This window comes from Acinetobacter sp. 766875 (genome assembly GCF_000582055.1).
In the GTDB taxonomy this organism is placed as follows: domain Bacteria; phylum Pseudomonadota; class Gammaproteobacteria; order Pseudomonadales; family Moraxellaceae; genus Acinetobacter; species Acinetobacter nosocomialis.
Genome location: NZ_JEXX01000003.1, coordinates 69302 through 84009, shown reverse-complemented (window position 1 = coordinate 84009; position 14708 = coordinate 69302). Strand labels below are relative to the sequence as shown.

The window sequence follows — 14708 nt, the reverse complement described above, 5'->3', positions numbered from 1 at the left end:
TATGAGCGAGGCTTATATTATTGATGCCATTCGCACACCACGCGGAAAAGGAAAAAAAGACGGCTCTCTTTATGAAGTAAAACCAATATCATTACTCACCACTCTATTAAACGAATTGCAACAACGCCATCAGCTTGATACATCTAAAGTGGACGATATTGTTCTGGGCTGCGTAACACCAATTGGCGATCAAGGTGGGGACATTGCCAAAACCGCAGCAATTGCTGCTGGTTGGAATGATGATGTTGCTGGCGTACAAATTAACCGCTTTTGTGCTTCAGGTTTAGAAGCCGTCAACATGGCAGCCATGAAAGTCCGCTCTGGTTGGGAAGATTTAGTGGTTGCTGGTGGCGTTGAATCAATGTCACGCATTCCAATGGGTTCTGATGGCGGACCATGGGCGTTAGATCCAGAAACCAACCTTAAATCATCTTTTGTTCCACAAGGTATCGGGGCTGATCTTATCGCAACCTTAGACGGCTATAGCCGTGAAGATGTTGATAATTTTGCGGTGAAGTCGCAACAAAAAGCAGCGGCAGCTCAAGCAAATGGTTATTTCGATCAATCACTTGTGCCAGTCAAAGATCATTCAGGTGTGGTGATTTTAGAAAAAGATGAATTTATTAAAGGCAATACCACACTCGAAGGCCTTGCAAAACTCAACCCAAGTTTTGAAATGATGGGACAAATGGGCTTTGATGCTGTTGCCTTACAAAAATATCCAGAAGCACAAAAAGTAAATCATGTTCATCACGCAGGTAACTCATCAGGCATTGTCGATGGAGCGGCTGTCGTTTTATTAGCTTCAGAAAAAGCAGTAAAAGAACAAAATTTAAAACCACGCGCTAAAGTTTTGGCGACTGCCCTAGTCGGTACCGACCCAACCATCATGTTAACTGGTCCTGCACCTGCTGCACGCAAAGCCTTGGAAAAAGCTGGTTTAACAATTGATGATATTGACCTATTTGAAGTCAACGAAGCATTTGCAGCTGTCGTGATGCGTTTTATAAATGAGCTCAATGTCCCTGCTGAGAAAGTCAATGTAAATGGCGGTGCAATTGCTTTAGGGCATCCTTTAGGCGCAACCGGCGCCATGATTTTAGGCACCCTACTTGATGAGCTTGAACGACAAGATAAAAAACGCGGTTTAGCGACGCTCTGTGTCGGCGGTGGTATGGGTATTGCCACCATTATTGAACGTGTATAAAAATTTAGGGATAGATAAAGATGAGTGCAATTCAATACGAAAAAAATGCCGACAATATTGTCATTTTAACGCTTGATTCAACTGGACAATCTGCAAACACCATGAATGCTGAGTTTCGTGACTCGCTTGATGAGGTCACTCAGAAACTTAAAGCAGAAACAGAACTTTCAGGCATTATTTTCCGTTCGGCTAAAAAAACGTTCTTTGCAGGCGGCGACCTAGATGAGCTAATTCAAGTTCAACCTGAGCATGCAACTGACTTTTTCAATATGGTTGAGAAGTTAAAAGGTCATTTACGTACAATTGAAACGCTTGGTATTCCAGTTGTTGCAGCATTGAATGGAACGGCACTGGGCGGTGGATGGGAAATAGCTTTAAGTTGCCATCACCGTATTGCAATCAATGATCCGAAAAGCAAATTTGGCCTACCAGAAGTTACTTTAGGTTTACTTCCGGGTGGCGGTGGTATTGTACGTATGGTACGTCTGCTTGGTCTTCAAAATGCATTTCCATTTTTAATGGAAGGTAAGCAGTTCGGTGTCGATAAAGCCAAATCTTTAGGCTTAATTCATGACACAGCTGAAAATGAACAAGAACTTTTAGATAAAGCAATTACATGGGTTAAGGCAAATCCGAAATCTCAACAGCCTTTTGATGTGAAGGGTTATAAAATTCCGGGTGGCGATCCAAAAACTCCGGCAGTTGCACAAGTTCTTGCCATTGCACCAGCCATGTTAAAAGACAAAACCAAGGGCTGCTACCCTGCTCCTGAAGCGATTATGGCTGCCGCAGTGGAAGGCGCTCAAGTTGATGTTGATACAGCGTTGCGCATCGAGTCTCGCTATTTTACTCAACTAGCAACTGGCCAAATTTCTAAAAATATGATTGGCACGTTCTGGCATGGCCTAAATGCAATTAAGTCTGGTGCAAGCCGCCCTGCCGATGTTGCCAAATGGCAAGCGACTAAAGTTGGTGTGTTAGGTGCGGGCATGATGGGTGCGGGCATTGCTTATTCAACCGCAATTAAAGGCATTCCTGTTATCCTTAAAGATGTATCTGTTGAAAATGCTGAGAAAGGCAAAGCTTACTCACAAAAACTCTTAGATAAACGTGTTTCACAAGGCCGTATGACCGCAGAAAAACGCGATCAGGTTTTATCGCTCATTACGGCTACAGCGTCAGCTCAAGACCTTCAAGGCTGTGACTTAATTATTGAAGCGGTATTTGAAAATCAAGAACTCAAATCCAAAGTCACTCAAGAAGCTGAACAATATTTAGCACCTAACGGCGTAATGGCATCGAATACATCGACCCTGCCAATCACAGGTTTAGCTCAAGCAAGTAAAGATGATAAAGCGTTTATTGGTCTGCATTTCTTTAGCCCTGTCGACAAAATGCAGTTGGTTGAAATTATCAAAGGTAAAAACACCTCGGCAGAGACGCTTGCTAAAGCCTACGACTTTGTACAGCAAATTGGAAAAACGCCAATCGTTGTTAATGACAGCCGTGGCTTCTTTACCAGTCGTGTGTTTGGTACTTTTATTCAAGAAGGTATGCGCTTGCTTGCAGAAGGTGTCCACCCAGCACGTATTGAAATGGCAGCACTGAAAGCAGGCATGCCTGTGGGACCACTTGCGATTCAAGATGAAGTGTCTTTAACTTTGACAGAGCATGTTGCCAATGAAGCACGTAAAGCGCTGCAAGCCGAAGGCAGAGAGCTACCGAAAACACCAGTAGATGAAGTGATTCATACCATGATTCATGAGTTAAACCGTAAAGGTAAAGCTGCTGGCGCAGGTTTTTATGATTATCCTGAAAATGGTAAAAAGCACCTATGGGAAGGCTTAAACCGCTGGCAGAAAGATCACGATATTTCTGAGCAGGATATGATAGATCGCATTTTGTTTGTACAAGCCTTAGATACCTTACGTTGTTACGAAGAAGGTGTGTTGGAGTCGGTTATTGATGCCAATGTCGGTTCTATTTTTGGAATTGGTTATGCCCCTTGGACTGGCGGAGCGATTCAATTCCTAAATCAGTATGGTATTGATAAAGCAGAGAAACGTGCTGAAGAGTTGGCTGCCAAATATGGTGAGCGCTTCACGCCCCCTGCGTTACTCAAAACCAAAGCTGAGCAGAAACAAAATATTCAATAATTTAAATCTATTAAATATTTAAAAACTGCATAAACCTTACCCATATAAATATATTTTATTTATATGGGTTTTTCTTTATGACCTTTAAGATTTCAGCCTACTGCCTAAATATGCTATAAATAGATTTCATTTTTGTGCTTCTACAGCACATTCGAGAAATCCTTATGTCCGATAAAAATTCTTCCGAGTCAGCAGTTTTAGGCTGGAAATTTGTTCTGATCGTTGGTGTTTTAAGTGCGATTTTCCTTGGCTTTTTCTATTTAGCAATGAGTAATGAACCTGACTATATGCCAGGTGCTCAGCGCAAAGCTCAACAGCACGAAATGCAACAAAAAGTTGAAAAATCGACAGATCAACAAAGTCAGCATGACAACATGCCTGAAATGGACATGCAAGAACATCAGCATTCACATCAGTAATCAGATATTTTTCAAATGACAGATTTTTCCCGCAACGCACTGGTTGTAGAAGGTGGAGGCATGCGTGGTGCCTTTACCAGTGGTGTACTTGATGCTTTTCTACAACAACAGTTCAATCCTTTTGACTTATACGTTGGTGTATCTTCTGGTTCGACCAATGTGGCTAACTACTTAGCAGGTCAACAAGGTCGGACTTTAACCTTCTATGTTGACCATTCATTACGTCCTGAATTTATCGATTATAAGCGCTTCTTTAAAGGTGGCGATTTACTTGATTTAAAATGGATGTGGGAAATTGGTGAAAAAGAACATCCACTTGATCAACAGAGCCTTTTTGCCAAAAATCCAGATTTTTATATGGTATTGACGCATGCTAAAACTGGTCATGCTGAGTATCTTCGTGCTGGTAAAGATAATTTGCTAAATGCACTGCGTGCTTCTAGCTCAATTCCGGTTTTAACTCGTCATCCCGTCGATATTATGGGTGAACCCTACTTTGATGGCGGCGTTGCAGATGCTCTACCCGTTCGCTGGACGGCTCAGCAAAGTGGTGTCAAAAAGCTATTAGTTTTACGTACTCGTCCGAAGAACTACTTTAAAGCAAGTAGTCGAGGCGACCAATTCCTTGCAAAATATGCTTTTAAACACCATTACGGTTTTGCAAATAGCTTGCGTAACCGCTGTGCCCGTTATAATGCTTCAGTTGAATTTGTTCGTAGCAGTAACCCTGAACAGCAAATTTTAGAGGTATGTCCACCGCCTCTTAAAAATATGGCAGGGCGTTTAACGACAAATCCGAAAAAGCTTCGTTACAGCTATGAAGTTGGTTTGGAAACAGGCTTACAAGCCATCGAAAACTGGAATGCGATGAAGTAATTCAAAGTTGAGATTTCTAAAAAGGAATCTCAACTTAACGCTAAAGTCATATCAATATGTGGAATACCACAATCTTGGTAAACTTCATCCTGGACTTTAAAACCTAGAGCTTCATAAAAAGCTGTCACATAAGTTTGCGCGGAAAGCTTTAAATAAGGCAATTTTTGATTACGCGCATAGTCAATAATATGCTGCATTAAAATTTTACCTATACCCTGCTTTCGATAAGGCATTAAAACAGCAACACGTCCTACACTATGCTGCGGTAACAAGCGTGCTGTAGCGATAGGCTGCTCTTTGTCATACACCATAAAGTGCACAGCAGTGACATCAAAATCATCCCACTCGTCTTCGGGTGCAATACCTTGCTCTTGAATAAAAACTTGTTCACGGATGTATTTGGCGTCCTTCTCAAGCTGTTTCCAATCACCCGCTATAATTTTATACATCCACTCACCTTCCTAGCATTTGCAACCAATATTTTCGATTGGCAACTGATCTTGTAACAACAATTCCAAGGTCTGTTTTTTAATCCCATACATTTCTTTCAATGCTTGAATTTGAGCCATAATTTTCGCATCAGGTTGAGAAACGTCTTTGCGTTTTGTTGCCAAAATCATTTTATTTTTGCTGGTATGTTCAAGCGATACAAACTCAAAAACTTTGGTTTCATAACCATATGCTTTTAAAAGTAACGCACGCAAAGTATCGGTCAACATCTCAGCTTGCTGTCCAGCATGAATACCAAACTGTAGCATGGGTTGTAAAACTTCAGGGCTATGTAGTTGTGGACGTAATTCTTTGTGACAGCACGGCGCGCACATAATCATTGAAGCGTTCAAACGAATTCCGGTATGAATGGCAAAATCAGTCGCGATATCACACGCATGCAAAGCAATCATAACGTCCAGTTTTTCTGGCTGATAACTACGAACATCGCCTTCAAAAAAGTCCAAATGATTAAAATGCACTTTGTCTGCCACATTCTGGCAAAACTCCACCAAGTTACGACGCAGCTCTACACCAGTAATCAGCGGTATCTTTTGTTGTTCCTGTAAATAATCATACAAAGCAAAAGTTAAATAACCTTTTCCTGAACCAAAATCGACGATGCGTAATTCTTTTTGCTCTGCATCGATCTGCTCATACGCACTCGCAAAAATTTCGATAAATTTATTAATCTGCTTCCATTTACGAGCCATGCTTGGAATGATTTGAGCTTTCTCATCGGTAATACCAAGCTCTTTTAAAAATGCACTGCCTTGCTGTACATAACGGTGTTTTTCACGATCATGCGCTTGTACTGTTGGAGTCGTATTCGTACTTTGCTTTTTACCCATATTAAGCATGGCTTTTTTCTTATTTTTTTTAAGCTGAATTTCTTGCAGAGTTGAAAATAAATTTGCTTGTTTGCATTGAACAATCAGTGTTGCGATCTGTTCTAAACCCTCTTCAAAGGTATAGTTTTTAGTCACATCTTGAGTAGTATAATGATATAAAGCTGAAAGCTGTTTTTTCCCATTTAACTCCACAATACGGAAAGTGATTTTTTCTAGCTGTGCCACCTCTCCTTTATATTGGCTCAAAATCAAACGCTCAAAACTTTGCTCATCAAGCATTTGTTTGATTTCATGAAAGAATTGCTGTTCTTGCTCAAAGGAGAAAACCGACACTGATATACCTAAAGAATGGTGACTCATATAAAGTGAAAGTTTAAAGGGTATAGGATTAAAAATAAAATAACTTTACGACTGTTTTGTATTTCTATACATTTGTATTTTTAATCAAAAAAATAAACTTATGAGCAAATCGGTGTTAGAAACTTACGATCCTAAAGAAGAACTTTTTAATGCCTATAGCCATGGTGCTGGCGTTGTTATGGCCGTGATTGCATCTATCCTTTTAATTATAAAAGGTTCTTATCTTTCCACCGCACAGTGGGTAGGTTTGTGGGTATATTCATTTAGCCTCATTCTCGTTTTTACCAGTTCGACTCTCTATCATTTTGCCCAGTCCCAAAACTTACGTTACTGGTATAAGAAACTCGACCACACTGCTATTTATTATTTAATTGCTGGGACATATACCCCGTTCTTGAGTATTGCGATACCTACACAAAAAGCTCATATTCTGCTTATTGCACTCTGGAGCATTGCTGCAATTGGTACACTTTTCAAGTTAGTTTTTATTCATCGTTTTCAGAAAATCTCTTTGCTCGCTTATGTTCTTATGGGGTGGCTTGCCGTTTTTGTAATGGATGATATGCGTACCTATTTAAGTAAAGACGCTTTGATGTTATTGATTACTGGAGGTTTAGCTTACACCGTTGGAGCATTGTTTTACGCGTTAAAAAAGGTAAGATATACCCATGCGATATGGCATATTTTTGTACTTTTAGGTGCAGGTGCACACTTTCTTGCAATCTATTGGTACGTTGTTTAATCCATTTTTCACTCATATTCAGTGATCCTGAAAGAGTCATGGAAGATGTTCTTTCACACTATTCTTTGAAGAAAAATATGCCTTTAAAGAGAATAGTAAACTAAAAATAAATTTTAACTGATATAAGGACTTATATGGAGTCAACCTCTGCGACAGCTGCTCCTGTAGTAGCCACCAATTCAAAAACACGGGTTTTGTTTGCAAGCTTAGTCGGTACAACCATTGAGTTCTTCGACTTTTATATCTATGCAACTGCTGCCGTGATTATCTTTCCACATCTGTTTTTCCCTGCTAGCAGTGGCAGTGCCGCAGTATTACAGTCTCTAGCAACCTTTGCGATTGCCTTTATTGCCCGCCCTATTGGTGCAGCGCTATTTGGCCATTTAGGGGACCGTATTGGACGTAAAGCAACCCTAGTGGCAGCCTTGCTTACTATGGGTATATCAACGGTATGTATTGGCTTACTTCCGACTTATGCCCAAATCGGGATTGTCGCGCCCTTACTATTAGCAGTTTGCCGTCTCGGACAAGGTTTAGGTCTAGGAGGCGAATGGAGTGGTGCTGTACTACTTGCAACTGAAAATGCTCCAGAAGGTAAGCGTGCATGGTATGGCATGTTCCCACAGCTTGGCGCACCTATTGGTTTTATTTTAGCAACGGGTTCATTCTTACTTTTAAGTGCAGCTATTCCTGAACAAGCATTCATGCAATGGGGCTGGCGTATTCCATTTATTGCCAGTGCAATTTTGGTTATTGTTGGTTTATATATCCGTTTAAAACTCCATGAAACTCCAGCTTTCCAGAAAGTTTTAGATAAGCAAAAAGAAGTTAATATTCCATTTAAAGAAGTTGTCACGAAACACACTGGAAAGCTTATTCTCGGCACAATTGCCGCAATTTGTACTTTCGTGGTGTTTTATTTGACCACAGTGTTTGCACTTAACTGGGGAACGACAAAACTGGGATATGCACGTGGTGAGTTTTTAGAACTTCAACTTTTTGCCACACTTTGTTTTGCAGCCTTCATACCTTTATCTGCTATTTTTGCAGAAAAATTTGGGCGTAAAGCAACTTCAGTTGGTGTATGTATCGCTGCTGCGATCTTCGGATTATTCTTCTCTAGCATGTTAGAGTCTGGAAATACTCTTATCGTTTTTCTTTTCTTATGTACTGGCCTATCAATTATGGGTTTGACCTATGGTCCGATTGGTACGGTTCTTTCTGAGATTTTCCCAACTTCAGTTCGTTATACAGGTTCAGCATTAACCTTTAACTTAGCTGGTATTTTTGGTGCATCGTTTGCGCCATTAATTGCCACAAAACTTGCTGAAACTTATGGTTTGTATGCTGTAGGTTATTATCTTACAGCGGCATCACTTTTATCATTGGTCGCCTTTTTACTTATTCGTGAAACCAAGAATGAAGATGTGAATAATCAGATTTAAGTATTTTCAAACACCCTAATATAAAAAAGCCGGTTCAAAATTGACCGGCTTTTTTATATATGAAAATTAATTCATTGATGCAGGGTTTGCTGGTGCAACACTGTTTGTCGCTGCAGGAGCAGTTACATTACTTGCCGCCACAGCTGCTGCGCCTGCAACTGCCGCTTCACCAATTAATGCAATTTTTGCTTTTTCTTGGCTTTTTGCAGATAGAGCTGGGTTCGTTGCCACAATACGATTGATGTTTGCAGAGTTTGCTGGAGCAATCGCAGCAGTTTGTAAAATGATTGGGCGATTACCTGTGTTACCCAATGTATAACGAATACCTGTACGAGGACTAATTACCGTCGTATTTTCTTGTTTCACTACAGCTTGAGCCGAAGTTGGGCCTTTTGCCGCAAGAACCTTATCAACCGTTGTGGTTTGAGGTGCTGAAGCTGTTTCTGCTGCGAAAACGAAACTTGGTACAGCAAGAACAGTTAAAAATAAAGGTTGTAATACTTTTTTCATTGTCTTTCCAACATACACTCTGGATGAGAAGTAAATAGCATTTAATACTTAAAACTGCAAACATTATTCACAGGCTTACTACAAATGAAAAAAAAGCAGAACGATTGTTCTGCTTTTTTTATCACGAAAATTAAATTTTGCCGTGACACTGTTTATATTTTAAACCAGAACCACATGGACATGGTGCATTACGACTTTCTGGTACTGGGAACATTTGTTGTTCACCAGCCGGCTCATTGAGTGCTTCTTGAGAGGCAGTCACTTCACCTGTTAAGCCATCTACATCGTCATGTTCAAAAGAAAGCTTCATCGACTCAGCTTGTTGCTGCTGTTGAGCTTCCATTTCTGCAAGTTCTTCTGGTGTTGGAATATGTACACGAGACAAATCAGTCACAACATCAGTTTTAATGACGCCTAACATGTTCACAAACAGGTTAAACGCTTCTTTTTTGTATTCCTGCTCCGGGTTCTTTTGCGCGTAGCCACGTAAGTGAATACCTTGGCGCAAATAATCCATTGCAGCTAAATGATCTTTCCAGTGGCGATCAAGAGAGTTTAGAACAAAATGACGCTCAAGCATTGCTGCTGACTCATCACCCATTTGCGCACGGCGTTGACGATAACGTTCGAGCACTTCGTCACTAATACGCTCAACCAGACCCTCTTCATCAAGACGGCGGTCTTGTTCTAACCATTCATGAACCGGAAGTTCAATACCTAAATCAATACGTAAAGCATTTTCTAAACCTTCAATATCCCATTGGTCATGAATTGACTCAGGTGGAATAAAGTTGGCAATCATGGCTTGCATGACTTCACGATGCATCTCTTCAACGTAATCTTGTAAAGTATTTTCAGCTAACACTTCATCACGTTGTGAATAAATGATCTTACGTTGTTCATTATTCACATCATCGTATTTCAATAAGTTCTTACGAATATCGAAGTTACGTGCTTCAACTTTACGCTGAGCATTTTCGATAGAGCGACTTACCATTTTGTGTTCAATCGCTTCATTTTCTTGTAAGCCCATTGCACGCATCATGGCAACAACACGGTCACCTGCGAAAATACGCATGAGGTCATCTTCAAGAGATAAATAGAAGCGAGAAACACCAGGGTCACCTTGACGGCCCGCACGACCACGCAGCTGATTGTCAATACGACGTGATTCATGGCGTTCAGAACCAATAATGTGCAAACCACCTGCTTGCAATACATCTTCGTGGTCCTGCTCCCACTGTGCTTTCAGACGTGCTTCATCTTCTGCTGTTGGGTTTTCAAGCTTGGCAAGCTTCGCTTTCCAGTTACCACCCAAGATAATATCTGTACCACGACCAGCCATGTTGGTTGCAATTGTTACTGCATTCGGGCTACCCGCCTGAGCAATAATATCTGCTTCACGCTCGTGCTGTTTAGCGTTCAACACTTCATGGTGAATACCAGCTTGCATCAATTTAGAAGATAGAATTTCACTGGCTTCAATAGTTGCCGTACCAATTAGAATCGGTGCAACACCTTGCTCACGAATATTCATAATTTCTTGAATAATCGCATTATATTTGCCGTTACGGTTTAAATAGATTAAATCGTTTTGGTCATTACGAATCATTGGACGATGTGTCGGAATAATAACAACATCAAGACCATAAATTTCCTTCATTTCCGCAGCTTCAGTATCAGCAGTACCTGTCATACCTGAAAGCTTTTTATAAAGACGGAAATAGTTCTGGAATGTAGTTGTCGCTAAAGTCTGGTTTTCAGGCTGAATTTCCAAACCTTCTTTTGCTTCAACTGCTTGGTGCAGACCCTCTGACCAACGACGACCCGGCATTGTACGGCCAGTATGCTCATCAACAATGATGACTTCACCATCATGAATAATATAATGAACGTCACGTTGGAATAAGAAATGCGCACGAATAGCGGCAGATACATGGTGAACAAGATTTAGGTTTGTTGCCGAATATAAGCTTTCGCCTTCAGCCAACAAGCCCATTTGAATAAGTTCTTGCTCTACAGTTTCATAACCGATTTCAGTCATTTCAACTGAACGTTGCTTTTCATCAATCCAGAAATGTCCACCATCCGCAACTTTTTCTTCTTTTTGCGGGCGTAGTTTTGGTGGGATTGTATTGATTGCCGTATAGAGATGTGAAGAGTCTTCACTTTGACCAGAAATAATTAATGGGGTACGTGCTTCATCAATCAAGATTGAGTCAACTTCATCGATAATGGCATAGTGCAAACCACGTTGTTTCTTTTCTGCTAAAGAAAACACCATGTTGTCACGTAAGTAGTCAAAACCAAATTCGTTATTGGTACCATAAGTAATATCAGCAAGATAAGCCGCTGCTTTTTCTGACGGTTCTTGCATTGAATAAATTGTACCAATGCTTAAACCTAAAAACTCAAATAATGGACGGTTTAACTCAGCGTCACGCTGTGCTAAGTAATCGTTCACGGTAATCACATGAACGCCTTCCCCACTTAATGCGTTTAGGTAACACGCCAAAGTACCCATAAGGGTTTTACCTTCACCGGTACGCATTTCGGCAATTTTGCCTTCGTGGAGAGTAATACCACCAATCAATTGTACATCGTAGTGACGCATGCCCATCACACGTTTTGCTGCCTCACGACAAACTGCAAACGCTTCAGGGAGTAACTTATCTAAACTTTCGCCATTGCTATAACGTTGTTTGAATTCTGGAGTTTTTGCAGATAAGTCTGCATCGCTTAAAGCTGATATCGTCGGCTCGAGCGCATTGATTTGCTCAACAATTTTGCGCATGCGTTTGAGTTCACGCTCATTTTTTGTACCGAAGATACCTCCGATCAGACTTGCCAACATGGATAAACTCTCTAAATCTTGCTTGGTCAAATGAATAAATTTTTTCTCAGTCGTTTATTATGGTGTCAGAAATTTGAAGTACAAGGGGTTTGCACAAAACCCATAAAAAAAATCTGATAGTTAGATAAACGGTTTTACCCTTTATCTAAGCCCCTTTAATGCATCTGGCACCTAAAACTCAACATTAACGCTTATCTATTGAACACAACTTCCGAGAAATCTAATTTAGCAAATTTATCTTAAAGTTACATTGATTCAGGCCATAAATTAACGAGTTTTAGTCATATATATTTACACTTATATAAAAAGTTCATAATAAAATAAAAAAACAATAATTTTAATAATAAATAAATTGCGGCATAGTCATTTCAACATATAACAAATTTTAAGCAACTGAGGAAAGATCATGACATTACGATTAGGAGACACTGCCCCTGATTTTCAACAAGAATCAAGCGAAGGCACAATTAGTTTTTATGATTTTTTAGGTGATAGTTGGGGCATTTTATTTTCACACCCTGCCGACTATACGCCAGTATGTACAACTGAATTGGGTTATACAGCAAAACTAAAAGATGAATTTGAAAAACGTAATGTTAAAGCGATTGCCCTATCTGTAGATGACGTTGAGTCGCATAAAGGCTGGATTAATGACATTAATGAAACTCAAAATACTACAGTTAATTTTCCAATTATTGCCGACAAAGATCGCAAAGTATCTGAGCTCTATGGTTTTATTCATCCAAATGCTAGCGAAACGCTTACAGTTCGCTCTTTAGTCATTATTGATCCGAACAAAAAAGTTCGTTTAATTATTACTTACCCTGCTTCGACTGGTCGTAACTTTAACGAAGTCTTACGTGTAGTAGATTCATTACAATTAACCGACAAGCATAAAGTAGCTACTCCAGCGAACTGGCAACAAGGCGAGGATGTTGTGATTGTTCCTTCTTTGAAAGATGAAGAAGAAATTAAACAACGTTTCCCTAAAGGCTATACTGCGGTGAAACCTTATTTACGTCTCACACCACAGCCTGAAAGTGATAAAGCCGAATAAAGGCTTTATCACTTGCAAGACAAACGCAGTGCGTAGGCAAGCATCTGAAAGGTTCCCTGCAAGATAAGCGAAGCGCGTAGGCAAGCATCTGAAAAGTTTCCTGCAAGATAAGCGAAGCGCATAGGTAGACATTTGAAAAGTTGCCTAAAAAACCAATAAAGCGCGTAATCAATAATGAGAAAAAGCAAAGAAAACTAACTAAAGCTCATAAACGAATGTTCCATCTCCAAGCCATCTCAACCGATGGCTTTTTTTTGCATTATTGAATACACATGGTTTTTACTGTCGAGATCAGTTATAACTCCCAAGGAGTTTGTGCAAAAAACAAAAATTATGATCCATAAAATTCATCATTTGAAATGCGGCAGTATGTGTCCTGTCTGCGCACCTTTATTTGGGCAGAAAGGCTGGAAAGCTGAGGTTGTATGCCATTGTCTTTTGGTCGAAACTGATCGAGGCCTTGTGCTCATTGATACCGGATTTGGTCTGCAAGACTATTTACACATGCAACAGCGCCTTGGCTCTTTAGTCAAACGTTTGGGGAAAATTGAGCCGAATCTTGAATTCAGCGCGATTCAGCAAATACAAAAACTGGGATTCCATCCTAAAGATGTACAACACATCTTTGTGACTCACCTCGACTTTGACCATGCAGGTGGCATTTCGGATTTTCCTCATGCCACAGTTCATGTATTAGCCGCTGAATATAATGCTGCACAATTGCCTAATTTTAAAGGTAAGCTTCGTTATAGAACCAATCAATATAATCATCATCGATACTGGAATTTTGTTGAATATCAACAGGGTGAAAAATGGTTTAATCTTGAAAAAGTCAAAGGTTTCCCGTTATTCCAAGACGAAATTTTAATGGTGCCATTATTAGGCCATTCCGCAGGACATTGTGGTATTGCCATCAAACAGCAAAATCAGTGGTTATTGTTCTGCGGAGATGCTTACTACTCACACCTAGAGTTAAATCCTAAAAATAAATTAAGATCGCTAACCCTTCTGGAAAAAACATTTGCAGAAGACAATGAAAAGCGTCTTATTAACCTGAAAAAAATACAGCATTTGGCTCAACATGAGCCAACGATTGAAATTATTTGTGCCCATGATCCTCATGAGCTTCGACGGTATCAAACATGAAAAAACTCTCCCTCATTGCTTTTGTTCTGTGTTTAAACCTACAAGGATGTATGCAACATGAAAGCATTGCACATGAGCATAGACCCAAAGATTGGGGAACTTTAGTTTCTCAAACCCATAATTTCTATCAAGTGAGTAATGATGTTTTTCGTAGCGAACAACCAAATGCAGCAATGATTCCCGAGTTAAAGCACCATCAAATTGGAACTATTATTAATTTAAGAGCTAAAGACTCAGATGAATTAGTATTTAAAAATGAAAATTTTAATCTTGTTCATATTCCTATCGACACATGGGCTATTAACAGACAAGATCTATTAGAAGTCATGCAGCAAATTAAAATTGCCAAACAAAATCACCAACGTGTTTTATTACACTGTTACCATGGTTCAGACCGTACCGGTGCCAGCGTTGCAATGTACCGAATTATTTTTAAAGATTGGACAATTGATGATGCTGTTAAAGAAATGAAACAAGGGGGTTATGGTTACCATATTATTTGGAAAAATATTGACCGTTTATTCACCCCTGAAAATGTAAAATGGATTCAACAACAATTGTCGAATCCATCTTAACTAGATCTTGAATAAACTTAT

At 39.9% G+C, this 14708-nt stretch carries 13 protein-coding genes; 9 read left to right on the top strand and 4 right to left on the bottom strand.

What is annotated here, in order from left to right; translation table 11 throughout:
* Nucleotide 1 precedes the first annotated feature (1 nt).
* The 4 genes from J576_RS04485 (at nt 2) to J576_RS04470 (ending at nt 4658) form a co-directional block, all read left to right on the top strand.
* On the top strand, nt 2-1207 hold the full coding sequence (locus J576_RS04485; protein WP_002051455.1) for an acetyl-CoA C-acetyltransferase: 1206 nt from the start codon (nt 2-4) through the stop codon (nt 1205-1207).
* Between the two features lie 20 nt (nt 1208-1227).
* A complete protein-coding gene (locus J576_RS04480; protein WP_002051102.1) occupies nt 1228-3363 on the top strand; it encodes a 3-hydroxyacyl-CoA dehydrogenase NAD-binding domain-containing protein in 2136 nt (711 codons plus the stop codon).
* 164 nt (nt 3364-3527) lie between these two features.
* Nucleotides 3528-3782 (top strand): hypothetical protein, encoded by a 255-nt coding sequence (locus J576_RS04475; RefSeq protein ID WP_002051419.1) that lies wholly within the window; start codon nt 3528-3530, stop codon nt 3780-3782.
* A 15-nt stretch (nt 3783-3797) separates the two neighbouring features.
* Entirely contained in the window at nt 3798-4658 is an 861-nt protein-coding gene (locus J576_RS04470) for a patatin-like phospholipase family protein (RefSeq protein ID WP_004885324.1), read from the top strand.
* A 29-nt stretch (nt 4659-4687) separates the two neighbouring features.
* On the opposite strand, the gene J576_RS04465 is transcribed toward J576_RS04470, so the two are convergent.
* The gene (locus tag J576_RS04465; protein ID WP_002051563.1) at nt 4688-5107 is read right to left on the bottom strand and encodes a GNAT family N-acetyltransferase; all 420 of its coding nucleotides are present in this window, start codon (nt 5105-5107) and stop codon (nt 4688-4690) included.
* 12 nt (nt 5108-5119) lie between these two features.
* Nucleotides 5120-6331, bottom strand: a complete 1212-nt coding sequence (locus J576_RS04460; protein WP_002051319.1) for a class I SAM-dependent methyltransferase — start codon at nt 6329-6331, stop codon at nt 5120-5122.
* 127 nt (nt 6332-6458) lie between these two features.
* On the opposite strand from J576_RS04460, the gene trhA reads away from it, so the two are divergent.
* Both trhA and J576_RS04450 read left to right on the top strand, forming a co-directional pair.
* Nucleotides 6459-7100 carry a PAQR family membrane homeostasis protein TrhA gene (gene trhA, locus J576_RS04455; RefSeq protein WP_031951188.1) on the top strand — a complete coding sequence of 214 codons (642 nt, stop codon included), beginning with the start codon at nt 6459-6461 and terminating at the stop codon, nt 7098-7100.
* Between the two features lie 134 nt (nt 7101-7234).
* On the top strand, nt 7235-8545 hold the full coding sequence (locus tag J576_RS04450) for an MFS transporter (protein ID WP_004712018.1): 1311 nt from the start codon (nt 7235-7237) through the stop codon (nt 8543-8545).
* Nucleotides 8546-8611: 66 nt separating this feature from the next.
* Here the strand turns inward: J576_RS04450 and J576_RS04445 are convergent, their stop codons facing one another.
* Nucleotides 8612-9055, bottom strand: a complete 444-nt coding sequence (locus tag J576_RS04445) for a hypothetical protein (RefSeq protein WP_002051244.1) — start codon at nt 9053-9055, stop codon at nt 8612-8614.
* A 130-nt stretch (nt 9056-9185) separates the two neighbouring features.
* Complete coding sequence (secA, locus tag J576_RS04440) at nt 9186-11909, bottom strand: preprotein translocase subunit SecA (protein ID WP_002051382.1); 2724 nt, start codon at nt 11907-11909, stop codon at nt 9186-9188.
* A gap of 406 nt (nt 11910-12315) precedes the next feature.
* Here secA and J576_RS04435 point away from each other — a divergent pair, with 406 nt between their 5' ends.
* The 3 genes from J576_RS04435 (at nt 12316) to J576_RS04425 (ending at nt 14687) form a co-directional block, all read left to right on the top strand.
* Entirely contained in the window at nt 12316-12966 is a 651-nt protein-coding gene (locus tag J576_RS04435; protein WP_002051157.1) for a peroxiredoxin, read from the top strand.
* Between the two features lie 333 nt (nt 12967-13299).
* Nucleotides 13300-14112 carry an MBL fold metallo-hydrolase gene (locus J576_RS04430; protein ID WP_017394138.1) on the top strand — a complete coding sequence of 271 codons (813 nt, stop codon included), beginning with the start codon at nt 13300-13302 and terminating at the stop codon, nt 14110-14112.
* Nucleotides 14109-14687, top strand: a complete 579-nt coding sequence (locus J576_RS04425; protein WP_002051273.1) for a dual specificity protein phosphatase family protein — start codon at nt 14109-14111, stop codon at nt 14685-14687. Before J576_RS04430 ends, J576_RS04425 begins: the two co-directional genes overlap by 4 nt.
* The last annotated feature ends 21 nt before the right edge of the window (nt 14688-14708 follow it).